Origin of the sequence: Liquorilactobacillus sicerae, from assembly GCF_029916425.1 — a bacterium.
In the GTDB taxonomy this organism is placed as follows: domain Bacteria; phylum Bacillota; class Bacilli; order Lactobacillales; family Lactobacillaceae; genus Liquorilactobacillus; species Liquorilactobacillus sicerae.
Map to the genome: position 1 here is coordinate 180,491 of NZ_JAHAVQ010000001.1, position 24,573 is coordinate 205,063.

At 37.5% G+C, this 24,573-nt stretch carries 25 protein-coding genes, 1 tRNA gene, 1 other RNA gene and 1 other annotated feature; of the genes, 24 read left to right on the forward strand and 3 right to left on the reverse strand.

Annotated elements, in window-relative coordinates; all coding sequences use genetic code 11:
- Positions 1-208 precede the first annotated feature (208 nt).
- Positions 209-281 (reverse strand) — tRNA-Gln (locus tag KH893_RS00940).
- 882 nt (positions 282-1,163) lie between these two features.
- Entirely contained in the window at positions 1,164-1,682 is a 519-nt protein-coding gene (locus KH893_RS00945; protein WP_281164293.1) for a DUF1836 domain-containing protein, read from the reverse strand.
- Between the two features lie 161 nt (positions 1,683-1,843).
- On the opposite strand from KH893_RS00945, the gene trhA reads away from it, so the two are divergent.
- From trhA to KH893_RS00995, 10 genes are all read left to right on the forward strand, one after another.
- Positions 1,844-2,470 (forward strand): PAQR family membrane homeostasis protein TrhA, encoded by a 627-nt coding sequence (gene trhA / locus KH893_RS00950; RefSeq protein ID WP_281164294.1) that lies wholly within the window; start codon positions 1,844-1,846, stop codon positions 2,468-2,470.
- Between the two features lie 62 nt (positions 2,471-2,532).
- Positions 2,533-3,240 carry a ribonuclease H family protein gene (locus KH893_RS00955; RefSeq protein ID WP_281164351.1) on the forward strand — a complete coding sequence of 236 codons (708 nt, stop codon included), beginning with the start codon at positions 2,533-2,535 and terminating at the stop codon, positions 3,238-3,240.
- Positions 3,237-3,929, forward strand: a complete 693-nt coding sequence (locus KH893_RS00960; RefSeq protein ID WP_281164295.1) for an NAD(P)H-dependent oxidoreductase — start codon at positions 3,237-3,239, stop codon at positions 3,927-3,929. The genes KH893_RS00955 and KH893_RS00960 overlap by 4 nt, the downstream gene beginning before the upstream one ends.
- Positions 3,919-4,095, forward strand: coding sequence for a hypothetical protein (locus KH893_RS00965; RefSeq protein WP_281164296.1), 177 nt, complete (start codon positions 3,919-3,921; stop codon positions 4,093-4,095). The genes KH893_RS00960 and KH893_RS00965 overlap by 11 nt, the downstream gene beginning before the upstream one ends.
- A gap of 15 nt (positions 4,096-4,110) precedes the next feature.
- Positions 4,111-4,608: a universal stress protein gene (locus KH893_RS00970; RefSeq protein WP_281164297.1), complete on the forward strand. Its 498-nt coding sequence runs from the start codon at positions 4,111-4,113 to the stop codon at positions 4,606-4,608.
- Between the two features lie 103 nt (positions 4,609-4,711).
- Positions 4,712-6,172: an NCS2 family permease gene (locus KH893_RS00975; RefSeq protein ID WP_281164298.1), complete on the forward strand. Its 1,461-nt coding sequence runs from the start codon at positions 4,712-4,714 to the stop codon at positions 6,170-6,172.
- A gap of 121 nt (positions 6,173-6,293) precedes the next feature.
- Positions 6,294-7,640: a L,D-transpeptidase family protein gene (locus KH893_RS00980; RefSeq protein WP_281164299.1), complete on the forward strand. Its 1,347-nt coding sequence runs from the start codon at positions 6,294-6,296 to the stop codon at positions 7,638-7,640.
- Between the two features lie 50 nt (positions 7,641-7,690).
- Positions 7,691-8,055, forward strand: a transfer-messenger RNA (tmRNA) gene (gene ssrA, locus KH893_RS00985).
- Positions 8,056-8,224: 169 nt separating this feature from the next.
- Positions 8,225-8,950, forward strand: coding sequence for a response regulator transcription factor (locus tag KH893_RS00990; protein WP_281164300.1), 726 nt, complete (start codon positions 8,225-8,227; stop codon positions 8,948-8,950).
- Positions 8,950-10,440, forward strand: coding sequence for a sensor histidine kinase (locus KH893_RS00995; RefSeq protein WP_281164301.1), 1,491 nt, complete (start codon positions 8,950-8,952; stop codon positions 10,438-10,440). The genes KH893_RS00990 and KH893_RS00995 overlap by 1 nt, the downstream gene beginning before the upstream one ends.
- 69 nt (positions 10,441-10,509) lie before the next feature.
- Here the strand turns inward: KH893_RS00995 and KH893_RS01000 are convergent, their stop codons facing one another.
- Positions 10,510-12,678, reverse strand: coding sequence for an LTA synthase family protein (locus KH893_RS01000; protein WP_281164302.1), 2,169 nt, complete (start codon positions 12,676-12,678; stop codon positions 10,510-10,512).
- A gap of 187 nt (positions 12,679-12,865) precedes the next feature.
- Here KH893_RS01000 and KH893_RS01005 point away from each other — a divergent pair, with 187 nt between their 5' ends.
- The 14 genes from KH893_RS01005 (at position 12,866) to hisE (ending at position 24,566) form a co-directional block, all read left to right on the forward strand.
- Complete coding sequence (locus KH893_RS01005) at positions 12,866-13,270, forward strand: DUF2000 domain-containing protein (protein WP_281164303.1); 405 nt, start codon at positions 12,866-12,868, stop codon at positions 13,268-13,270.
- Positions 13,271-13,589: 319 nt separating this feature from the next.
- The gene (locus KH893_RS01010; protein WP_281164304.1) at positions 13,590-14,387 is read left to right on the forward strand and encodes a homoserine O-acetyltransferase/O-succinyltransferase family protein; all 798 of its coding nucleotides are present in this window, start codon (positions 13,590-13,592) and stop codon (positions 14,385-14,387) included.
- Positions 14,388-14,507: 120 nt separating this feature from the next.
- The gene (locus KH893_RS01015) at positions 14,508-15,860 is read left to right on the forward strand and encodes a glucose-6-phosphate isomerase (protein ID WP_281164305.1); all 1,353 of its coding nucleotides are present in this window, start codon (positions 14,508-14,510) and stop codon (positions 15,858-15,860) included.
- 118 nt (positions 15,861-15,978) lie between these two features.
- Positions 15,979-16,908: an alpha/beta hydrolase gene (locus KH893_RS01020; protein ID WP_281164306.1), complete on the forward strand. Its 930-nt coding sequence runs from the start codon at positions 15,979-15,981 to the stop codon at positions 16,906-16,908.
- A gap of 49 nt (positions 16,909-16,957) precedes the next feature.
- The gene (gene hisJ, locus KH893_RS01025) at positions 16,958-17,788 is read left to right on the forward strand and encodes a histidinol-phosphatase HisJ (RefSeq protein WP_281164307.1); all 831 of its coding nucleotides are present in this window, start codon (positions 16,958-16,960) and stop codon (positions 17,786-17,788) included.
- Between the two features lie 72 nt (positions 17,789-17,860).
- Positions 17,861-18,086: a binding site (T-box leader), on the forward strand.
- Positions 18,087-18,133: 47 nt separating this feature from the next.
- Positions 18,134-19,291 carry an ATP phosphoribosyltransferase regulatory subunit gene (locus KH893_RS01030; protein WP_281164308.1) on the forward strand — a complete coding sequence of 386 codons (1,158 nt, stop codon included), beginning with the start codon at positions 18,134-18,136 and terminating at the stop codon, positions 19,289-19,291.
- Entirely contained in the window at positions 19,272-19,922 is a 651-nt protein-coding gene (gene hisG / locus KH893_RS01035; protein WP_281164352.1) for an ATP phosphoribosyltransferase, read from the forward strand. Before KH893_RS01030 ends, hisG begins: the two co-directional genes overlap by 20 nt.
- On the forward strand, positions 19,919-21,193 hold the full coding sequence (gene hisD / locus KH893_RS01040) for a histidinol dehydrogenase (RefSeq protein WP_281164309.1): 1,275 nt from the start codon (positions 19,919-19,921) through the stop codon (positions 21,191-21,193). The genes hisG and hisD overlap by 4 nt, the downstream gene beginning before the upstream one ends.
- Positions 21,194-21,251: 58 nt before the next feature.
- A complete protein-coding gene (gene hisB / locus KH893_RS01045; protein ID WP_281164310.1) occupies positions 21,252-21,836 on the forward strand; it encodes an imidazoleglycerol-phosphate dehydratase HisB in 585 nt (194 codons plus the stop codon).
- On the forward strand, positions 21,836-22,450 hold the full coding sequence (gene hisH / locus KH893_RS01050; protein ID WP_281164311.1) for an imidazole glycerol phosphate synthase subunit HisH: 615 nt from the start codon (positions 21,836-21,838) through the stop codon (positions 22,448-22,450). Before hisB ends, hisH begins: the two co-directional genes overlap by 1 nt.
- Positions 22,447-23,172 carry a 1-(5-phosphoribosyl)-5-[(5-phosphoribosylamino)methylideneamino]imidazole-4-carboxamide isomerase gene (gene hisA / locus KH893_RS01055; protein WP_281164312.1) on the forward strand — a complete coding sequence of 242 codons (726 nt, stop codon included), beginning with the start codon at positions 22,447-22,449 and terminating at the stop codon, positions 23,170-23,172. Before hisH ends, hisA begins: the two co-directional genes overlap by 4 nt.
- The gene (hisF, locus tag KH893_RS01060; protein ID WP_281164313.1) at positions 23,162-23,923 is read left to right on the forward strand and encodes an imidazole glycerol phosphate synthase subunit HisF; all 762 of its coding nucleotides are present in this window, start codon (positions 23,162-23,164) and stop codon (positions 23,921-23,923) included. The genes hisA and hisF overlap by 11 nt, the downstream gene beginning before the upstream one ends.
- The gene (gene hisI / locus KH893_RS01065; RefSeq protein ID WP_281164314.1) at positions 23,917-24,225 is read left to right on the forward strand and encodes a phosphoribosyl-AMP cyclohydrolase; all 309 of its coding nucleotides are present in this window, start codon (positions 23,917-23,919) and stop codon (positions 24,223-24,225) included. The genes hisF and hisI overlap by 7 nt, the downstream gene beginning before the upstream one ends.
- A 17-nt stretch (positions 24,226-24,242) precedes the next feature.
- Positions 24,243-24,566, forward strand: a complete 324-nt coding sequence (hisE, locus tag KH893_RS01070) for a phosphoribosyl-ATP diphosphatase (RefSeq protein ID WP_010579789.1) — start codon at positions 24,243-24,245, stop codon at positions 24,564-24,566.
- Positions 24,567-24,573: the final 7 nt, after the last annotated feature.

Here is a 24,573-nt window from a genome sequence, read left to right on the forward strand (position 1 = left end):
TATTAATATTTAAAATATGGTTGAGTACCTGAATTACTAATTTTTAAATAGCTAATTGCATAATTAAGATGCTAACCAATAATCTATTTTCACGTATACTTCATGTGCACTGAAGAACTAGAATTAATGAAAATATAGAAAACTACGCAAACAAAAATGCTATTAAATCAACATTTGAGAAGATTTAATAGCATTTATAAACCTATAATTGGGCATACTGGGCTCGAACCAGTACATTGCGGATTCAGAGTCCGCTGCCTTACCAATTTGGCGAATGCCCAATAAATAACGTTGTTTATTAGCAATCAACTATTACATAGTACTCGAATTTTCTTTTGATGTCAAACTGAATTTAAAATTTCTAGAAATTTTAAACGCTAGCCTAATTGTTTAGATTGTTTTTAGAGCAGTTCTTATTGGTAAATCATCTGGTCCTGTTGGGTATCGGTTAACCAATGAATAATTTGATGAATGCAAGAAGAATAAGCCTGCATGTTAGTTTCAGCTCCTTTATTATCAGTTATGCTAACGATCGTAATTATTTGGACTTGATCGTTGGCAACTTGCTTCATTTAGGTGAATATATTGATTTCATTATACACATAGTAAAGCATCGGACACTATGTTTAAACTGCGCACAAAGTTAAACATAGTGGTATTTGGTCAATCATATTTCGATGAATGTTTTTGTTTCACTGAGTGATAGTAGTATACTTTCCATTTTTTTTTGTGTACTTTTTGTCTTAGGTGCCACTGCTATCGATGAACGCGGGAAATTATTGTTGATTTTTTGCGGGCAATTGCCGATGGAATGTTCATGCGTATTGTACCAAATGGCGTATTCCTTTGACCGGTTCGATCGTTTTTTAAGGGTATTGGCTCTGCTAGATTTTTTATTGTACTGGCATATGTAACAATTTCGAAGATTTGCGTATAGCTCAAGGAGTAACCTTTATTCTAAGGAATGATCGATTAGTTGATACGAAGGGAACGCTTAACAATATGGCTGGGAAGTCACTGCTAGCGATAATCATCAGCAAATCGACAAAAAAATTTGGCTTTGAAAAGAATCAAAAATATTTGCAACAATTGGGAAAAATTTATTATTAAATCTAGCTGTAAGTAAAAAATTGAACTTGTTTTTTAAATTAAGCCGAGGCTTTTTAATGATTTTTATCTTGAGCTAACAGATCAATTAATTTTTCACCAATTATTTTATAGATAACAGCATGGATTGAAAATTGTTCTGTCAACAAGAGTGGATCTTTTTGGGTATCAAATTTAAAAGTGAAACATTTATTGGTGATTTCATTTAGAGTTTGATTAAATGAAGTAGCAAAATAATCATAGGCATCTTCAATTGAGGCTTGACTAGTTGCATCCTGCAAGCCTTTTTTGATAGCATCTAGCGAATAAATTGATTTTAATAAACTGATTGCTACTAACTCAGCAACATTAGCAGTATTATACCTTTTTTTATTTGGCCGGTGCATTAAACCTTTTTTGACGTAACTATTAATCATAGAAGGAGTAATTTCAGTTTCCTGTAGAAACTGTAAATAACGATTTCCTAAGTTAACTAGTTGGTCCATATAAAGTTCGAAATCTGGAAACTCTTTCCATAATGGCAGTTTGGCCCTACCTAGTTCAGCAATTTGAATTTCAAACTGATTATTTTCCAAAATTCTAGCCTCACTTGTTTTAAAGTATTTAATTAGATTATAGCATAATATTAGATAAGCTAAACTTTAAAAAAAATGTTATGAATACATTATTTAGATTATCTAGACTTGTAAACTATGTTATATTATATTTACAATTAAATAGATTTGAGGGAAGTCAAATGCTCAATAGGAAAGAACAAATTATTAATGAAGTTTGGAGTAGTATAACTCATGGAATTGGGATAATTTTAAGTATCGTTGCACTGATTCTTTTAACTATCAAAGGAGCACACCATCCGCACCAATTGGGGCCATTCTTAATTTATGGAAGCGCACTGATTATTTTGTACCTTTCATCGACGCTTTTTCATTCACTATACTTCACTAGAGCCAATCGAATTTTTCGCTTATTAGATCATACTAGTATTTTTATTTTAATTGCGGGCACCTATACACCATTTTGCTTATTGGGCATGGATAAAAACTTAGGTCCACGTTTACTGTTAGCTATTTGGATTCTGTCATTAGCTGGAATTGGCTTGCACTTAATTTTGCCAGTCAAATTTCAGTGGATCGAAACCACAATCTATGTAGTTTTGGGCTGGTTGTGTTTAGTCGGCTTTCAACAACTCTGGCAATCTTTAGGCAAATGGGGTTTTAGCTTGCTTTTGGGTGGCGGCCTGTGTTTTACTTTTGGAGCAATGATTTATAGTATTTGCAAATTAAAGTATTCGCATGTTTATTGGCATATAATGGTATTAGCAGGAACAATTTTGATGTTTTTTGCAGTGTATAGTTATTTATAAATTGCTGAAAGCTTTTTAATTAGTTAAAATCAAACTAAGTAATCTGAAGGGAAGTGGCAGTGATCGCATTTAAATATTACGTTGTCGCTCATGGACGTCATCCCGGAATTTATCCGACTTGGGCGGCTTGCCAACAAGAGGTTCACAATTTTCCTCAAGCACGTTTTAAGGGATTTAATGATTTGACAGCCGCTCAAATATGGTTGAAAAATCCAGTTTGGTCAGTAGAAAAAAAATCAGTTCTTACTCAATCACAAACAGGTAATGACTTGCAAAATGCAGAAATTAGAATTTGGACGGATGGTGGTTCGCGAAATCATGGGAACCGGTTAAATCAACATGTAAAGGCTGACGATGTAGCAGCTTGGGCGTATTTAATCAAATTTGCGCACCAGCAGTATGCTGATTCTGCCGGTGAGTTTGGGGCAACTAATAATCGAATGGAGATCATGGCCTTGTATCAGGCGTTGAGCTTTTTACTGAAACAAAATTGGCAGCAAAAGTCAATCGTTGCAACCTTAGATTCCCGATATGTCTTAAATGCTATTACGCAACATTGGTTAAATAATTGGCAAAAAAGGGGTTGGAAGACTGTTGCAGGCCAACCAGTTGCTAATCAAGAACTATGGCAAAAACTAGCCAAAATTTTAGCAAAGTTCCCCCAGTTACATTTTAGCTGGACAAAAGGTCATGCAGATGAGCAAGGCAATGTTTTTGTTGATCACTTGTTGAATCAGACCATGGATCAGATGAAGGTGAAACAAGATTGAAAACATTAATTATTGTTGGGCATCCCCAGCCAAGAAATTCGGAAACACAAGAGTTTTTGAAAATCAGTGCCAGCTTACTAAAAAATATTACTTGGCATGAATTAGCTTCTAAGCCAGTTTTTAAAATTAATGATGAAAGAAATTTACTCATGACGCAGCAAAGAATTATTTTGCAGTTTCCCCTCTACTGGTATAGTGCACCGGCTCTTTTGAAAAAATGGCTGGATGATGTCCTGCCAGAAAGTTCTGGTTTTAATTTACGTGGTAAAGAGTTGGGGGTAGTCGTTAGTTTCAGTCATGCAGCTAGTGAATTTCAATTAGGAGAACGTGTCGGATATTCGTTTGCAGAATTGCTTAGTCCTTTTGCTGCCTTGGCCAAGCATTTCCAAATGCAGTTATTGCCACCTTTTTTGATTGAGCGTTTTGCTTATCAAACGCAACTCCAACGTCAACAATTACTATTGGCTTATCAACAATTTCTTGAATTACCGCAGCCACAAAATTTTGAAATGCAGGAAAGCTGGTTTTTGCAAAAATTAACAGAATTAATTGGTCAGAGTAAGGATTCACGCTTACAACAACGATTAAACTTGATTAAACAGCAAGTGACGGAGAATCAAGCAGAATTGGCAGAACTGGCGCAAATGGTTCATAACTTTAGAGAAGATGATAGCTTAAATGGAAAATAACGAATGGGTCTTGCAGCAACTTGAAATATTAGCTAAAAACAGTTCAGAGTATCAGCAGCGGGCTTTTTATCGCGGGTTAGCGCAATTGGTGCAAGAACAACAAAAAAGGATCGAACAGTTACAAGGCGAATTGGACGGACGTTTATGGAGCCCCGTCAAATGGTGAAAAGAGGAAACAAAAATGAAAAGACATGATGTAGATTTAAACTTTGAATTGGTAGATCGACCCTTCAGCCAAATTTTGGTAGCAGTCGATGAAGATGACTCTGATTCATCGCTTGCAGCTTTTAAGTATGCTTTGAGCATGGCTAAGACTAATCGGGCTACTTTAGGAATCGTTACCGTACTGGAACTTGAAGATTTAAATGTTTTTGAAGCTTTGAGTCCAGAAAAGCGAACTGCAATTCGTCAGAATTTGGAAGCAACTTTAAAACTATATATTGCTAAAGCTCATGACGTCGGGATTGAGAAAGTTAAGGCTTTCATTCGTGAAGGTAAACCGGCAGCAACGATCGTTAATGATGTAATTCCAACATTTAGACCAGACGTTTTGATTTGTGGATCGAAAACGAAATCCGTTAACAGTCGCCAAAAGATTTTTATTGGCTCACAGGCCAGTTATTTAGCTCAAAATGCTCCTTGCTCGGTAATGGTGATTCGACCGGCTTTCAATAATTAATTTTTACCTAGAAGCTTCATTAGAATTGTCTTATCTTTTTTTAAAGAGCTTTTCAGTTGCCCTATAATGTAATTATTCTTTTTTAGAGGAGAGAGAAGCGATTATGAAAAAGTTCTTCAAACTTGAGGAAAATAAGACAAACGTTAGTACTGAAGTTTTAGCAGGATTAACGACCTTCTTTGCAATGGCTTATATTTTGTTTGTAGCCCCGAGTATCTTAGGCTCAACTGGGATGCCAACGCAAGCAATTTTCTTGGCAACAATTTTAGCTTCAGTTGTTAGTACTTTAATCATGGCGTTGTTTGCAAATGTCCCATATGTGCAAGCACCAGGTTTAGGACTAGCAACTTTTTTTGCTTATACTGTTGTTTTACAATTAGGATTCTCTTGGCAGCAAGCTTTAGCCTTGGTTTTCCTTTGCGGATTGATTAATGTCACGATTACGATCACTAAGATTCGGCGGCTGATTATTAAAGCAATCCCAGAGGTTTTGCAGCATGCAATCGGTGGCGGAATTGGTATTTTTGTTGCTTATATTGGTATAAAAAATGCAGGCTTTTTGAAATTTATTACCGATCAAGCTGGAATTGTTTCAATTAATGGTACGACCTACCACGCTGATTTAACGCATTTTAAAAATGGTGTTAAGTCAATTGTATCTAATGGTGGCGTCACGCCCTCTTTGATTATTTTTAACCAACCAGCACCAATTCTAGCGCTGATTGGGTTAATAATTACAGCTTTTTTGGTGATCAAAAGGGTTAAAGGAGCAATTTTGATTGGAGTTGTTGCAACTACTTTGTTAGGGATCCCTATGGGAGTTACCCAGGTATCGGCAATTAGCAGTAATTCTTTACCAATGGCTTTTCAGCAACTTGGTACAACCTTTGGTGCAGCATTTAGTCAGCAAGGAATGGGTTCACTATTTCAAGATCCAGGTCGGTTTTTGTTGGCTTTAATGACGATTTTTGCATTTAGTCTCAGTGATATTTTTGATACGATTGGAACTTTTATTGGAACTGGGAAACGGACTGGAATTTTTTCAAAACAGGATGAGAAAGAATTTTTTAATGGACATGGTTTTAAGTCAAAAATGGATCGCTCTTTGTTTTCAGACGCAATTGGTTCAGTTGTGGCAGCAATCTTTGGAACTTCTAATGTCACGACTTTTGTTGAAAGTGCTTCAGGGATTGGGGTAGGTGGACGGACTGGTTTGACTAGTTTGACAGCTGCTGGCATGTTTTTATTAAGCAGTTTGTTAGCTCCAGTAATTGCAATCATCCCTGATGCAGCAACAGCACCAGCATTGATTATTGTTGGAATCATGATGATGGGGTCTTTCAAAAATATTGACTGGACTAATTTAGAAGATGCAATTCCAGCTTTTTTTTCCTCAGTTTTTATGGCACTTTGTTACTCGATTTCTTACGGGATTGCGGCTGGCTTTATTTTTTATTTAGCTGTCAAACTGGCAAAAAGAAAGTTTTCCGAAGTTCACCCAATGTTGGTAATTTGTACCGGGCTCTTTATTTTAAACTTTGTAGTTTTAGCATTTATTGAGTAAAAGGATTTGAAGGATTAATTTTTTGACTGATTTATGTTATTCTAATTCTGGTAGACTCAGATGTTTTTAGTTTAATAATGAGGTGAGAGTCATTAAGAGAAAAAAATTAATTGGCATAATTGTGGTAATTTTGATTGGATTGATTGGCGGTATCGGCTATTATCGTTACAATCATTTTAATCAAAATGTCGTTATTAATGGAATCAACGTTGGCGGTTTAAATGCCAAACAGACATTGAAACGACTCCAGAAGAAATCTGTTTCACAGAAGATTTATTTGAAGAACAAATTGATTTATCAGTATCATCGTTCCGGTTCCGATTTTACTGATAAGGATTTACCACAAGTTAAGCAATTGATCAAACGTCAATGGACCTTTTTTCCAAGTTCTAAGCAGCAGAGCTTTTTAATTGAACCGTCAGAAGTTGCTAAACATGAAGGCACCAAAACAACTGCTACGCTCAAAGCAAAATTAATTCAAGAGAATCGACAACGCAAGTCTCCGAAAGATGCGTATGCAGTTTTAACTGGTGGTAAAATCAAAATTATCCAAGCTAAAGCCGGCAATAAGTATAATCTGCAGGCGTTATTGAAACAATATCGTCAGCAACAATTTTTACCTAAAGTTAAATTGACAGCCGTTTATTTACAACCAGTCAAGGCAAAAAGTCAACGAGTTCAGCATGAAAAAAGAAAACTTGAACAAATAAGCAAGCGATCAGTTGAATATCAAGTTCAAAATAATAAATACAACTTTTCAACTAAAAGTAATCTTCAGCGAGTAACTTATGCAAATGGTAAGTATAAAATTGAATCAACCAACCTTACTGATGAAATTGCCAAGATCAATCAACAAGATGCCACTCTCCAAAAAGGTATTTCATTTAAAACTCATGATGGCAATACAGTTCAAATTGCTGATGGCGGTTCATATGGGTGGGCACTAAAATCTGAGCAGGCAGTTGAACATATTGAACAGGCTTTGTTGAAAGGTAAAAAATCACTGGAAGCTAAGCAAGATATTTATGGTGTTGGCTACTTGACTTATGGAACGGGCTATGGTTTGAGCAATAATGGTATTGGTGATAGCTATGCCGAAGTTTCAATTTCGCAACAGCATTTGTGGATTTATAAAAATGGACAAGAGGTCGTTTCTACCAATGTTGTGACAGGCAAACATAGCACTGGTGAAGATACGCCTAAGGGACTCTGGTACATTATGTATAAACAATCACCGTCCGTGTTAAAAGGCAGTGAAGCTGGCAACGCTAATTACTCAGTTAATGTCAATTACTGGGCTCAATTTACCAGCAGTGGCTGTGGCTTTCATGATGCTAGCTGGCGAACAAATTGGGCAAGTGATGCTTACTTAAATAATGGATCTGGTGGCTGTGTCAATACGCCAAGCAATGTTATGGCTAATGTTTATAATAATCTGAGTCAAAAAGAAGCAGTTGTTGTTTATTAAAAATTTAAATTAGTTGGTTTTTGATTTTGCTCATGGTAAAATAAAGTCATGGGGATGTTTTGGATTCGACAGGTATAGGTTGAGTTCGAATTGCGTCTCGTAGTTGCGTGACGTAAAGACGCTCAGTTAAATATAACTGCAAAAAATAATAACAACTCTTACGCTTTAGCTGCCTAAGCGCAGTAGCGTAGATCCACCTAGTATTGTCCATGTACTAGTGCTGGGTCCTACAATAATGGACTTGCGTCAGTTGGCACCATCTGAGGTAACTGAAAGAGGATTAACAGGTTAGTCGCTGATGTTAGCCAGGCCATGTGGCGTGATCAGTGATGAAATTTAAATAACATGACTATGGACGTAGATATTCGAATGGCAATATGCTTGGACGCGGGTTCGAGCCCCGCCATCTCCATTTAATATTTTTTTAAGAAGCTTGGGGCAAAGATGTCTCAAGCTTTTGTTAAGTAATTAAGAATTAGTTTCACAGCCAGATTTTTTTACTGAAAATTCAAAGAAAAGTTGCAAATTTGCGTTATGATAGTCAAGTGTTGAGGTGTAGGAACTTTTAAAGGACGTGGAGCAGATTGAAATTATTGATGATTGAAGATAATAAATCGGTAGCCGAGATGATGTCGATGTTTTTTCAAAAAGAACATTGGAATGTAGTCTATGCTTATGATGGAATCGAAGCAATGGAAAAATTTAAAGCAGATCCAAATGGATGGGATATGATCACCCTTGATTTGAACCTACCTGGAAAGGATGGTATGCAGGTAAATGCTGAAATTCGTGCGATTTCAAGTACTGTCCCGATTATTATTTTAACAGCCCGGGATTCGGAAAGCGATCAGGTTTTGGGTTTAGAAATGGGAGCTGATGATTATGTAGTCAAGCCTTTTAGCCCAATTACCTTAATTGCTCGAATTAAGGCGTTGCATCGTCGGGCAGCATTAACTGCTCACCAAGCTGGTACAGTGATAGCAGATGAAGATCAGAGATTTGATGTAGTGACTGATCACTTCAAAATGAATACTAAAACACGGGAAGCTTATCTAAATGGAAAACTGATCCCGGATTTAACCCCTAAAGAATTTGATTTATTGAAGACTTTGGCTCAAAAGCCACGCCAAGTTTTTTCACGAGATCAGTTATTACAGCTGGTTTGGCACTACGAGTTTTATGGTGACGAGCGAACGGTTGATGCGCACATCAAAAAATTGCGCCAAAAAATTGAGCAGGTTGGGCCACAGGTAATCCAAACAGTTTGGGGTGTGGGCTATAAATTTGATGATTCTGAGGTTGAAAGCTAATGAAACTCATTTATCAGCAGATGCTGGCTTTTTTTACGATTATTGTTGTACTGCTGACACTTTTGGGAATCTTTTCCTTTCAATTGACTAAATCTTTAATTTATGAGAACACCTGGAATCAGCTTGAAGGCTATGCCTATAGTTTAAAAACTGATGCAATGAGTGTGACGCAAACTTCTAAGGGAAAAGTCATTTTCTCTTTAGATAGTGAAAAATTAAGGAATTATGAGTTGCTGTTGCAAAATCAGGAGGTTCATTTTACGATTTATACCAGTTGTAATCGAGTTCTTTATCCTCAGACAATGGGATTTCAGTCGACAATTTCTAAAAAAGATTGGCGGAAGCTGAAAAAAGGTAATATTATCCGCCGAAAAAACGATCTTAGTTGGAAAAGAGGGCCCGGTGATTTCAAAGAGGGCAATCGCCAGCAACAAAAAATGACAGATATTCTTGCGCCATGTTTTGATCGGCAAGGTGATCTGGTGGCGGTCGTTTCTGTTGGTGCCAAGGTCTCAAGCCTTGAGGAAAGTTTTGCAAAAATTCAAAGAAGTCTGATTTATATGCTGCTGATTTCGGCAGCGATTGGAGTTGCCATCAGCTATTTAGTTGCGCATTATACAACTAAAAGAATTCGTCAGCTTCAAGGGGCGACCAGACAAGTTGCTAGTGGTAATTTTGATATTCAAATTCCTAATAAAGATCGTGATGAAATCGATGAATTGGCCAATGATTTCAACAGCATGACTTTTTCTTTGAAGAAATCAGAAAAAGAAATCAAGCGGCAAGAAGAACGGCGTCGTCAGTTTATGGCTGATGCGGCTCATGAAATGCGGACACCACTGACGACAATCAACGGTTTATTGGAAGGTTTAGCTTATGATGCGATCCCAGAAGAAAGCAAAGCTAAAAGCATTGAATTGATGCGTAATGAAACAAAGCGCTTAATTCGGCTAGTTAACGAAAATCTTGATTATGAAAAAATTCGGAGTGGTCAAATTTTGCTTAAACGGCAGGCTTTTGAAGCTATGCATGTTTTGCATAACATCCAGACACAGCTAAAGAAAAAAGCTCAATCGGCTGGAGACACGCTTGAAGTTACTGGACCTGATAAACTTAACGTTTTTGCCGATTATGATCGCTTTGTCCAAGTGATTTTTAATATTACTCAAAATGCAATTCAATTCACGCAAAACGGCAACATTCAGATTTCCGCTGAAAAAGGTTTTGAAAGTACTATTTTTCGAATCAGTGATACTGGAATTGGGATGACGCCAGATCAACTGAAAAATATTTGGGAGAGATACTACAAAGCAGATGCTTCACGGAAAAATACCAAATATGGTGAATCAGGCTTAGGCTTAGCAATCGTTCAGCAATTGATGCAGCTTCATCATGGAAAGGTTGAAGTTATTAGTCACCCAGATCAAGGAACGACTTTTACTCTAATTTTTCCAGATGAAAATCTAACTAATGACGACGTTCAAGGTTAATAAAAAAGGTTACTGGAATGGCTTGTAAAAGTCGTTCCAGTAACCCTTTTTTTATTTGACTGATAATAATTACTTGCTGCTTTGAGCTGCTTGGCTGGATGATAAAGATGAAGCAGCTTGATCAACTGATGAGTAGGCACTCTCCAAGTTTTTCTCATTGTTATCAGTTGTTTTAATCTCTGGTGCATCTGAAGTATAATCAGAAATTGTCGAATGATCACCATTTTTTGACCATAAGCTAGTAGACTTTTGCTTAAGCATTTTTTCAATTTGCAATACTTGACCAAAGTCGTCTTTGTAATTATAGTTCTTAGGGTCGACTGGTTTAAATCCTTTAGGCACATAATAACGTAACAGGTTCTTGTTATTTAAGCTATCTGATAGCGAAAGCTCTTTGTTGACCTTTTGACTATTCTTTTTGATTTTAGCAGACAACTTAGCTGACGGGTGGGTAATTTGCTCACCCGTTTTGTTTTGGTAAATATCACCGTCAACGTATGAGTAATTAGGGGTAATAAAATTGCCATTTCTAAAGGCCACTGTTTGATCATGATTTTTAGAAAAAAGATCGGTACCAAACTGGATATAACGTTTGGAGGATATTCCTAAAAGATGCAGTAAAGTTGGCAATACATCAATTTCGCCACCATAAGTCGTTTGAACGCCACCAGATTTTAAGCCGGGAATGTGAATCATAAATGGTACTCGCTGCATTTGCATGTTATCAAAGTCATTCCAGGTGGCTGCTGATTTTCCTAAAAGTGTTGCCAACTTTAAATTACGAGAATCAGAAATCCCATAGTGATCACCATAAATCACAATGATCGAATTATCGTAAAGACCAGACTTTTTAAGATAAGTGAAGAACTCTTTTATCGCCTGGTCAAGGTAATGAGCGGTTACGAAATAATTATTGACAGAGTCATCGTCAGTATTAGCCGCTGTAAAGGTTGAATTCTTTTTATCCAGGTCGTAGGGAAAATGATTAGTAACAGTAATGTATTTAACGTAAAAAGGTTGCTGTAAATGTTCCAAATACTTAATGGAATCATGAAATAGTAATTTATCCTTAACACCATACTCAGTTAAGTTATTAGCTGAAGTATTAAAATAACTTGAGTCAAAAAAATATTGGTAACCAAAATTCTTATAAACGTTATCACGATTCCAGAAAGAACCTTTATTGCCATGGAAAACAGCACTCGAATAACCAGCACGCTGATTTAGAATAGCAGGAGCAGCTTGGAAGGTATTATCGGTCCCAAGAGCTGAAAACAATGAACCTTGAGGTAAGCCGTAGACACTGTTTTCCAACATATTTTCAGCATCTGAAGTTTTGCCTTGACCAACTTGATTAAAGAAATTACTAAAACTATAAGTTGATTTGCTGTGATAAAGGCTATTTAAAAATGGCGTAACTTCTTGACCATTTAATTTATAATTGATTAAAAATTGTTCAAAGCTTTCAAGATGAATGACGATCACATTTTTGCCTTTAGCAATTCCAAATAAACTGGAATCAGGCTTGGCATAATGTTTGCGTGTAAAAGCTAAGACTTGATTGAGATCAGTGCTAGATGCTTCACTGCGAACTTGGCTATTCTTAGCAGTTTTTACACCATCATAAAAAGTAAAAGCATCCAGTCCTAGATATTTGACTAAATAACTGCGATCGAAGGTCCTGGTTAATAGTTGTGGTCGCTGTGCTTCAGCGATTGTTAAATTAAAAAAAATTAAAAAGATTGAAAAAGATGTTAATGCAATTGCTTGTTTTTTAGGAATTGGCTGCGGATCAAAACGAATAATTTTAGTAATGAAACCTAAAATTAGTAAAACCAAATCTGCAACAATGACGATATCTTGCGGTTTTAAAAGCGCCACGGAGCTAGTACTTAAGCCTTCGGAAACACTTGAATAGCCAAAAATCACATTAAACGTCATAAAATCAGTAAATTCACGATAATAAATGACATTGAATAACAATAAAGCGGTATTTGCCAAATAAATAATGATCAAGGTCAGATAAGCTGGAACAGTTCTTTTGATATAGAGTGCTGCTCCAAATAATAATAAAGTTGTTGCTAATGGATTGAATAATAATGTAGCATATCCAACCAAGCCACTAACTCCTAGCCGAAAATCAATCAAATATACAGCAACGGTCTTTAACCAAAAAAGAAACACTAGTAATTCAAAAAATCCCCAGCGTGTACTTAGTTTGGTTTTGATTTTTTGCATTAAAACAACCGTCCTTTCCAGAGTAACTATCGCTCTATTCTAAACCATTCTATAAAATCAAGTCAATTTGAGCTTCCGATTTAAAGAATAATTATGAAATCATTTTTAAAGCAGTTTGACAATTATGAAAATCAGCTTTATACTTTTAACATTAAATTTGAAAACAATTTCATAGGGGGAATTAGTAGTGAATTTAAAATGTGTGATGGTTGTTGATGATAAATTGCCAATTGGGATGATTGCTAATACGGTGTCGATTTTGGGGTGTGCCCTGGGAAAAAGGCATCCCGAAATCAATGGTGAAGATCTCCAAAATCTCGATGAGCAACCTTTTCCAGGATTAATCAAAATCCCAGTTCCGGTTTTAGCTGCTAATGGTGATCAATTACGCGGGTTAAAAGAATCCATCGCTAAGGATGAATTAGAAGTAATTTCATTTACTGATGCTGCTCAGCATGCGCCAACTTATGAAGATTATCGTCAGTCCTTGGTAAATAAGACCGATCAGCAGTTAAAGTTTCTTGGACTTTGTATTTTTGGCAAGACTAAACGAGTTAACCATTACACTGGTAACTTACCAACGTTGAAGTAATTTTTACTTGACTTTAAATTGAAAATGCCATATCATAATTTGCAATAAAGTGTTGATGAGAAGAGTATCTTTTTAGCGGGTAGCTAGCGACCACCGAGAGTGAAAGGGTGGAACCTTAAGAGAAGAGAAAATGAGCTCGGAGCTGCAGGTGAGTGCAAGCTTGCCTGCCGGTGACACCCGATAACGTGTCTGAGTATTCCTTGGAGTACTTTTGAGGTGTTGTTTGTGAGAACAAGACAAATCTGGGTGGTACCACGAGTAAAAACGTCCCTCCATGCTAATTTTAGCATGGAGGTTTTTTGATTTGGGGTGAAATAAAATGGATAGTAAACCAATTTTAAAAATTCTAGTTTTAAACTTAATGCCTGATAAGGCCAAAACGCAAGCTAATTTAAATGTCTTCTTTAAAAAAAGCTCCTATCAAATTTTGCCGACTTTTTGTTACCCAGCGACTCATCATTTTAAAAATCAAAAGTCAATGGTGGATATCGCTGGCTACCAAAGCTTTCCAGAAATTCAAGATCAATATTTCGATGGCCTGATCATTACGGGCGCGGCTGTTGAAAAATTAGCTTTTGAAAAAGTAGATTACTGGTTGGAACTTTGCCAGATTTATAGCTGGTCACAAGTCCATTGTTCGCGTGTCCTTTCGCTTTGCTGGGCTGCTCAAGCCGGAATGTATATTTTAGGCCAAATCAAAAAATATCCTGTAAAAAATAAAATTTTCGGTATTTATGCGATTGATTTTCAGCAAACCCATCCGCTGTTTAAAAAATTAAACCGGACGATGCAACTGCCTTTTTCACGCTATACTACGAATTGTTCGCTTGATTTTAGTAAGAGTGATTTAAGGATTTTAGCTGGTTCGCCACAAGTTGGACCAGCAATCTGTGAAACTAGTGATCAGCAACAACTGTTTATTACCGGTCATCCTGAATATCAATTAACCATGTTGGCTGACGAGTATCGACGTGATTTAAAATTAGGGAAGCAAATAATTCCGCCGAAAAATTATTTTCTTGATTCCCAGAATCAGCAGATCAAGGGTCAATGGTTAGCTGATTGTCGACAATTATTTGCAAACTGGTTTGATTTGTTAGTCAAAGTCAGAGCTTAATAATACTTGATTTTAAGTGATTTTAAGTATTATTCATAATTTATCGTTAAAAAGGGCTTACAAACAGAATTTAAAATTGTATAATGTCATTAGTAATAAAATGTAAAGGAGAGATTCTTAATGGCTCATATTTCTTTTGATAGTTCCAATTTAACTAAATTTGTCCATCCTAATGAATTAAACGAAATGCAGGCCTTGGTTAGTGCTGCTGATAATGAATTGCGCGAAGGTACTGGTGCCGGCAATGATTTTCGTGGTTTTTTGAATTTGCCAGTTGATTATGACAAAACAGAATTTGAGCAAATTAAAAAAGCAGCTAAAAAGATTCAGTCTGATTCTGAGGTTTTAGTTGTTATTGGAATTGGCGGCTCATATTTGGGTGCGCGGGCAGCAATTGAATTCTTGCAGCATACTTTCTTTAACCTTTTGCCAGCGGAAAAACGGAACGCTCCGCAGATTTTCTTTGCAGGTAATTCGATCAGTTCTTCCTATGTTTATGATTTGTTAGATTTAATTGGTGATCGTGATTTTTCAGTTAATGTTATTTCTAAATCAGGAACAACTACTGAACCTTCAATTGCTTTTAGAATTTTCAAGGAAAAGTTAATTGCTAAATATGGCAAAGAGGGAGCTAAAGAACGGGTCTATGCCACAACCGACCGGGCTAAAGGTGCATTAAAAACCGAAGCTGATGCTGAAGGCTATGAAACTTTTGTAATTCCCGATGATGTTGGTGGCCGCTTTTCTGTTTTAACTCCAGTTGGGCTTTTGCCGATCGCTGTTTCTGGCGCTGATATTGATAAATTAATGCAAGGTGCAGCTGATGCTCGGGAAGCTTATGCAGATTCAGATCTGAAGAAGAATGAGGCTTATCAATATGCTGCTTTGCGGAACATCCTTTATCGTAAAGGTTATACAACTGAAATTTTGGAAAACTATGAACCAACCTTGCAATATTTTGGTGAATGGTGGAAACAATTAATGGGTGAATCAGAAGGCAAAGATCAAAAGGGCGTTTACCCATCTTCAGCTAACTTTTCAACTGACTTGCATTCATTAGGACAGTATATCCAAGAGGGTCGGCGGAATTTAATGGAAACGGTCATTAAAGTTGCTAAGCCCAACCACGATGTTAAGATTCCTAAAGAAGCCGAAAATTTAGATGGTTTGAAGTATTTGGAAGGTAAGTCAATGGACTTTGTTAATACTAAGGCCTTTCAAGGAGTTGTTTTGGCTCACACTGATGGCAATGTGCCAAACATGATTGTTAACATTCCAAATCGCAGTGAATATACACTTGGCTATTTGATTTACTTCTTTGAAGCAGCTGTAGCTGTTTCTGGCTATCTGAATGGTATCAATCCATTTAATCAGCCAGGTGTTGAAGCATATAAGCATAATATGTTTGCATTGTTGAATCGCCCGGGTTTTGAAGAACTTAGCCAAAAACTTAATGCGCGTTTAAATAAATAATAATTTAACCCGGTTAATTAAAACTGCAGCTTGCTCAAGCCGCAGTTTTTTCTATACATAAGCAGCATTTTAGGAATATAATTTGTTTAAACGGATTTAGAAGGGATCGACTTCAGAGTTGGAAAAAAAGAAATTTTTCTTTGGAACGTTCATTGGGGCAGGAGCCCTGTCATATTTGGCGAGTGAGTATCTATTTAAGATTGCTTTTAAAAGGGTCAACTATGTACCGGAAACATCCCAAGAAAAGCAGAAATATGCCAATCAATATTGGTCGTTTGTTGCGTGGTTCAAACGGGTCAATAAGGAACACTGGACTTTTACTTTGGCAGGTGAAGATGAACAAATGTCTGCTTATTTTATTCCAGCACCGAAACCTTCAACCCGGGCGGTGATTATCTCCCACGGGTATAAGGGTAATGGTGAAACGATGTCAAATTACGCAAAAATGTTCTATGATTTGGGTTTTAATGTTTTACTGCCTGATGATCGAGCCCATGGGGAAAGTGCGGGCAAGTATATTAGTTTTGGCTGGCTGGATCGTTTAGATTATCTCAAATGGATCAATAAAGTGATTAATCGTCTGGGAGATTCGACTTGTATCGTTTTATTTGGCGTTAGCATGGGGGCAGCAACCGTCGAAATGCTGAGTGGTGAAAAATTGCCACCACAAGTTAAGTGCTTAATTGCTGATTGTGGTTATTCGAGTATTGATCGTGAGATGACTTATTTGTTGAAAGAGCAATATCATTTGCCCAAATATCCGCTTTATCCACTTGTCAGCACGATCAATCATCATCGTTTAGGCTATTATTTAGGCGATGTATCTTCAGTTGAGCAATTAAGGAAAAACAAACTGCCAATTTTTTTTATTCATGGGGAAAAGGATAAATTTGTTCCCAGTGAGATGTCTTTGGAAAACTTTCGGGCAACCAGTGCTCCCAAAGAATTATGGATCGTCCAAAATGCAACGCATGCTGAAAGCTACTGGATCGATCCAGCTGAATATCAGCGACGGATCAAAAAGTTTTTGATTCAGTATTACGATTAAAATTTAGCGAGTCAAATCAATTTTTTGGTCGTTAGGAGGAGTAAGTAAAATGAAAATCGATGGACACACTCATACAGAGCTTTGCCCGCATGGTAGCCACGAGCTAACAGAATTAATGATTGAACGGGCAATCAAATTAGGCTTTGACCATTACTGTATTACAGAACATGCTCCTTTACCCCGCGGTTTTGAACAAAAGTATCGAGGTGACCCAGAAGGTTTAACAACTGCTTCTTTAACTTGGGAGCAGTTGGATGAATATTTTAAATTGGTTAATCATTTGAAGCAAAAATATCAAGATCAAATCAAAATCTCGATTGGGTTTGAAGTTGATTATTTACCAGGATTTGAAAAACAAATTCAAGAGTTTCTCGATCAGGTCGGACCTCAAACGGATCAAAATATTTTGTCGATTCATTTTATGCCTGGCAAAGATGACGGCCTCTGGTGTGTGGATTATACAACAGCTGATTTTGCGACCGGCTTTGCTGAATGGCTGTCAGTTCCCCAGCAGCTTTATCGGCAGTATTTTGAATTGGTCCTACAAGAAGTTACAGCTAATTTAGGTTTATATCGACCACAACGCTTGGGACATTTAAATTTGATCCAAAAATATCAAGATTATTTTCATTTACCGGCTGAATTTGATCAACAAAATTTGCAATTGATTGAAAAAATTTTAAAAATAATTAAACAACAGAGGCGAGAATTAGATTTTAATACGGCTGGTTTATATAAACCGTATTGCAACCAATTCTATCCTGGAATCCAAATTACTAAATTGGCAGAAGAATTAGAAATTCCACTAATCTTTGGTTCTGATGCACATTCAGTGGCTGAGGTTGGACATGGTTGGCATTTGCGCTCATTGTTTAAATGAACTGGATTTTCGACTTGACAAAGAAAACATTAAAGGGTATGCTAACCGTAAATTAATTGTAATTTAATGTTTTTAATGATGATGAACAGAAGAGTAGTACTTGGTAATTTGTTAAGAGAGCTTCCGTGAATGGGAAAGGAAGTCAAATCCAAGTATGAACCACATCTGCAAATTGAATGGCTGAATTTAAAAGTAAGCTGTGTCCGGTCAGTCCGTTATCCTTTGCTTAACAAGCACTGAGGTTTATTTTGAAAAAAATAGACAAATTGAGGTGGAACCACGGTTTATCGTCCTCTTGGCTATCATGCCAAGAGGATTTTTTTTATAAGTAAGGATGTGAGGTAAATGCATAAAGTTAATCTTCCGTTGGGAACGCGTGATGAATTTGGTCAAAGAGCGCAAAGAAAGACCCAATTGATCAATTTGGTTGAAACGGAACTGCAACAACGGAATTATATGAAAGTAACAACACCGGTTTTGGAATATCAAGAAGTCTTTGCTGATTTTGATTTGAAACAAATGCAAACTTATCAATTATTAGATAATAATAATGAGACAGTTGTTTTACGGCCAGATTTGACTTTGCCGATTGCGCGCTTTTTATCGACTAACAATTTGAAACTGCCGCAAAAGTTTTATTATGTTGGTGATCGATTTAAAATTGCTCCACCGCTTTCTGGCCGCTATAATCAACAAACTCAAGCTGGAATTGAAATTGTTGGCTATGCTTCGGCCAAAGCTGAGTGTGAATGTTTGTTATTGATCAATCGATTGAGTCGGCGTTTACTGCAAGGTAAGATTCAGCTTGAATTAGCAGATGCACGTTTTATTGATACAATTTTAAATGAATTAAGTTCGAATCAAGAATTAAAACAGGCAATCAAAGCTGCTTTATATCAAAAAAACATACCGCTTTATTCGCAACTGATCGACCAATTTATTGAGCAACCGATTTTTAAGTTTTTGAAAATTTGGCCCCGCTTATTTGGAGATTATCAGGAAGTTCAAGCACAGGTCTTAAAAGTGGGACTAAGTGGTCAAGCTCGAGAACTGTTTGAAAAAATTATGCAGTTTGCCGACTGGACGGCGCAGTTGCCTAATCAGCAAGTCACGGTCGATTTAAGCTCAGCTCCGCCGCAAGATTATTATACCGGTTTGACTTTTAAAGGTTTTATGCAAGACATTTCGGATTACTTATTTAGCGGCGGTCGTTACGATCAACTATTGCAAAATTTTCAATCTCAGCCTGAACCAGCAGTTGGGATGGGGATTGATATTGATCTATTAGTTGATGAAGCTACAATTTCAGCTGATAGTCATAAGCATGACTTGCTTTTCTTTGAGCCAGAACAATTAGCCTTGGTCAGCCAGATTTGTGAACAATATCCAGAACTGGAATTAAGTTTATCACTGGATTTGCGCCATGCTCAGCGCAATGCTCAAAGCCTAGGCGTGAAACTTTATCGTTTAAATGCACAAGGAGATCTTGAAGATGCCACTTAAAATTGCTTTAACCAAGGGCCGTGTTGAAGGACAAGTCGTTCCGCTTTTAGAAACAGCTGGAATCGATTGCTCAGGCCTAAAACAAAAAAATCGCAAATTGATCATTAATACGGTTGATGGCCGATTTCAATTTATTTTAGCGAAAGGACCTGATGTAACCACCTATCTCAATTCAGGAGCAGTTGATTTAGGAATCGTTGGTAGTGATATTTTAACGGAACATCGTAATCAGCAATCAGAATTACTGGACTTAAGAGTTGGTCAATGTCAATTTGTGTTAGCTTCGACAAGTGATTTTAATTTTAATCAACCTGGCCGCAAGGTAATTGGCACAAAATATCCCTTGATTACTCAGCGTTATTTTGAATCATTGGGGCAAGACGTTGAAATTATTAAAATTGAAGGTTCGGTTGAATTAGCACCATTAATTGGGTTGGCGGATGCAATTGTTGATATTACTGAAACAGGTCGAACATTAAGAGAGAACAATTTGTATGTTTATGATTATCTTGACCAAGTATCAACCCGACTGGTTGCTAATCGGATGTCGCTTAAACAACATGCAGCAGAAATCTTTGAACTCGCTGATCAATTGGAACAAGTCGTTAAACAAGGGAGTGCAAGCAAATGAAAATTTATCAACAATCACTAATTGAAATGAAGAAAGTTGTTAAACGTTATACACAACAAACAACAGATTTGAAAATTGAAAAAATTGTTCGTGAAATATTAGCTAATGTTCGTCAAAAAAAAGATCAAGCTTTAAGAGAATATGAATTAAAGTTTGATCAGACCAAGATCCAAGATTTTGAAATTCCAGCTGAACAGTTGACTGCGGCTTTGAATGAAATTTCACCAGCTTTGAAACAAGCATTGGAACATGCCAAAAAGAATATTACCAGTTTTCATCAGATGGAATTGGAAAATGGCTTTATCGATACCCATGTCCCGGGAATCATTCGCGGTCAGAAAGTTACTCCGTTAGAGCGAGTTGGATTATATGTTCCAGGCGGGACCGCCGCTTATCCTTCAACTATTTTAATGACAGCTTTGCCAGCTAAAATTGCTGGGGTCGATCAGGTGATCATGGTCACTCCGCCGCAAAAGACTGGAATTGCACCAGCAGTTTTAGCAGCAGCCAAGATTGCTGGAGTTGATGCAGTTTATCAAGTTGGCGGTGCCCAAGCAATTGCTGCTTTAGCTTATGGAACAGAATCAATCCCGGCCGTCAATAAAATTGTTGGACCAGGTAATATTTTTGTTGCGACTGCCAAAAAGCAGGTCTTTGGTCAAGTAGCAATTGATATGGTAGCTGGACCATCAGAAATTGGTATCTTAGCCGATGAAACGGCCGATCCTAAAGAATTAGCGGCTGATCTTTTATCTCAAGCCGAGCATGATAAACGAGCACGGCCAATGCTGATCACTAATAGTTTAGAATTGGCTCAAAAAGTCAGTCAAGCGGTTGACGATCAGTTGCAAAGATTACCAAGAAAAGAAATTGCAGCTGCCTCAGTAGCTGACCGTGGCTTTATTGCAGTAATGAATTCAATTCCAGAAATGTTTGCTTTGATGAATGAAGTTGCGCCAGAACATTTAGAGATTCAGTTGGCAGATCCAGCTCAATATTTGAGTTTGATCCGTAATGCCGGCTCAGTCTTTTTAGGACGTTACGCTTCCGAACCGTTGGGTGATTACTTAGCTGGTCCTAATCATGTTTTGCCAACTGGTGGGACTGCGAAGTTCTCATCACCATTGGGAGTTTATGATTTTGTTAAAAAGACCCAATTTATCCAATTTTCCCAGCCGGCTCTCAAAGCAGATTTAGCAGATATTACTAAATTAGCCCGGACGGAAGGCCTTGAAGGACATGCCCGAGCAGTTGAGCAGCGCTTTAAATAAAACAGCACTTTCGAATTGCCCAGTTTTTAGAACTTTTTTCAAATGAGGAGGTCATTTTATGCGCAGTGCCAAAATAACACGAAAAACAAAGGAAACCCAGATCAGTATTAAATTAGATATTGATCAACAGTCAGAAATCTCAATTGAAACTGGGATCGGTTTTTTAGATCACATGCTAACCTTGTTTGCCAAACACGGTCGCTTTGGTTTAGTTGTTAAAGCTAATGGAGATTTGGAGGTGGATTCACATCACACGGTTGAAGATACAGGAATTGTACTAGGTGAATGTTTTAAACAAGCTTTGGGCAATAAAGAACAAATTGAACGTTACGGGACAGCCCTTGTACCAATGGACGAAACGCTTGGTCGGGTCTGCGTGGATTTAAGTGGACGCTCATATTTAGTTTTTCAAGCAAATTTAGAAAATCAGCGGTTGGGAAGTTTTGAAACAGAAACGGTCGAAGATTTTTTCCAGGCTTTTGCCTTTAGTAATCAGATGAATTTGCATGCAACGATTTTATACGGTCGCAATACGCATCATAAAATTGAAAGTCTTTTTAAAGCACTCGGTCGGGCTATGCGTCAGGCGGTTACGATTAATCCAGCAATCAAGGGAGTCAATTCGACAAAGGGTGTGATTTAATGCTAGCAATTATCGATTATGATGCCGGGAACACTTATAATTTAAAAAAAGCTTTTGATTATTTGCAGCTTGAAACGGTTTTAACAGCTGATAAAGCTGTGATTGAACAATGTCAAGGTATCGTTTTACCGGGAGTCGGTGCTTTTGCTCCAGCAATCGCTAATTTACAAGCAACTGGACTTGATCAAATTATTAAGCAGCAGGTTAATGCAGGGAAACCGTTATTGGGGATTTGCTTGGGAATGCAGCTTTTATTTGATAGTTCAACGGAGTATGGTTTGCATCAAGGGTTAGGACTGATTCCTGGTCAGGTAATTGCTTTTGAAAATCGACCAGGCTTTAAAGTCCCGCAAATGGGTTGGAATCAAAATGAAGTGCTTCAACCTCAAAGTCCGTTTGCTTTTTTAGCTGATGAGTATACCTACTTTGTCCATTCCTATTATGCAAAATGTGCTTCCCAATATATAATTTCCCAAGTTGATTATGCAGTTAAGGTTCCTGCAATGGTCAAACGTGGCAAAATTTATGGAACTCAATTTCATCCTGAAAAAAGTGGTCAAGTTGGTTTGAAGGTCTTAGAAATGTTTGTACAAAAGGTGGTGACCTCAGCGTGATTTTTCCGGCTATTGATTTAGAAAGCGGTCAAAGTGTCCGTTTATTTAAAGGAAAGTTTGATCAAAAGACATTGATCAATGCCAGTCCCAAGCAACAAGCTCAAGAATTCGAACGGGCTCAAGTTGGGTGTTTACATTTGGTCGATCTTGACGGAGCAAAATTAGGCAAACCGCAGAACAGTACCGTGATCAAAGCTATTCGTCAGGAATTTAGCGGCCAGTTGGAGCTAGGCGGTGGAATTCGGAATTTAGAAACAGTTGCTTATTATTTAGCTCTAGGAATTGATCGGGTGATCATTGGTTCAGCTGTTTTGGATGACCCCGAATTCGTTCGTCAAGCATTGAAAAAGTATGGTCCTGAAAAAATTGTGATCGGAATCGATGGTAAAGATGGACAGGTGGCTGTTAATGGTTGGGTAGAACAGACTCAGACCAAAATGTCAGCTTTGATTGCTGAAGTTGCAGTAGCTGGAGCCAAAACTTTTATTGTCACTGATGTTGATCGTGATGGAACAATGCAAGGACCTAATATTGAATTGCTAGTTCGCTTACAACAGCAATTTACTAGTTGCCGAATTGTTGCTTCCGGTGGTGTTCGCGATTTAGCTGATGTTCAGCAGCTTCAACAGCAGGGCATTAAAGATGTAATTATTGGCAAAGCGTTATTTGCTGGTAAAATCAGTTTGCAAAAGATTGCGGAGGTGAATCAAAATGTTGGCTAAACGGATTATTCCTTGTTTGGATGTCGATGATGGTCGGGTCAAAAAAGGAATCAATTTTGTTAATTTAAGGGATGTTGGTGATCCAGCTGAAATTGCAGCTAATTATCAGCGACAGGGAGCAGACGAGTTAGTTTTTTTAGATATTACAGCCACCAATGAGCAGCGTCGAACAATGGTTGATGTGGTTGAAAAGGTATCGTGTCAAGTGTTTATGCCATTAACTGTTGGAGGCGGGATCTCTTCAGTTGACCAGATTCAAGCACTTTTAAAGGCTGGAGCAGATAAAGTTTCACTTAATTCAGCCGCGGTGGCTGATCCGCAGCTGATTACCGCTGGCGCTAAAAAGTTTGGCAATCAATGCATCGTGGTGGCAATTGATGTTAAAACAGATCCCCAAACCGGTCAGCTAATGGTTTATACTCATGGGGGTCAACAAGCAACTGATTTAGAAGCGGTGACTTGGGCTAAAAAGGTCGTTGCTTTAGGAGCAGGAGAGTTATTGGTCACTAGCATGGATCAAGATGGAACTAAAGATGGTTTTGCAATTGAGCTTTACCAAAAACTGGTCGCCGCTGTTGATGTACCAATCATTGCTTCGGGTGGAGCTGGCAAGATACAAGATTTTATTGATGTTTTTCAACAGGCTCAAGTTGACGGAGCTTTAGCAGCTTCAGTTTTTCATTACGGCGAATTAACGATTCCTGAAGTCAAGCAAAGGTTAAAAGCCGCGGGGGTGAGTGTCAGATGTTAACACCAGATTTTTCGAAGGGTTTATTGACAACAGTTGTGGTCGATCAAGCAACTAATGAAGTTTTAATGGTTGCCTGGATGAATCAAGAAAGCTTTCAAAAAACCTTAACGACTATGCAGACTTGGTTTTGGTCACGCTCACGGCAAACCTTATGGCATAAAGGTGAAACCAGTGGCAATACACAGAAAGTGACCGCAATGTACCTCGACTGTGATCAAGATACTTTGCTGATCAAAGTTATTCCAGCTGGACCAGCTTGCCATACTGGTCATCGCAGTTGCTTTTTCAATCAAATCAGATGAGATCAAGGAGAGAAAAAATGAAACAGGAAATTGATGAATTGTACCAATCAGTTGTTGATCGTCGTAAAAACCCAATTCAAGGTTCCTATACGGACTATTTATTTGATAAGGGACTTGACAAAATTTTAAAAAAAGTCGGAGAAGAATCGACAGAAGTAATTGTTGCTGCTAAAAACCCAGATAAAAGTGAACTAGTTTATGAGACAGCTGATCTATTATATCATTTGATGGTTCTGTTAGTTGAGCAAGGAGTTAGCTTCGATCAAATCAAAGAAGAGTTGGGCAAGCGTGAAGGGTTAATGAGCAAAACGCAAGAAAGACGTGAGATTAAAAAACTTTAAGGGAGGT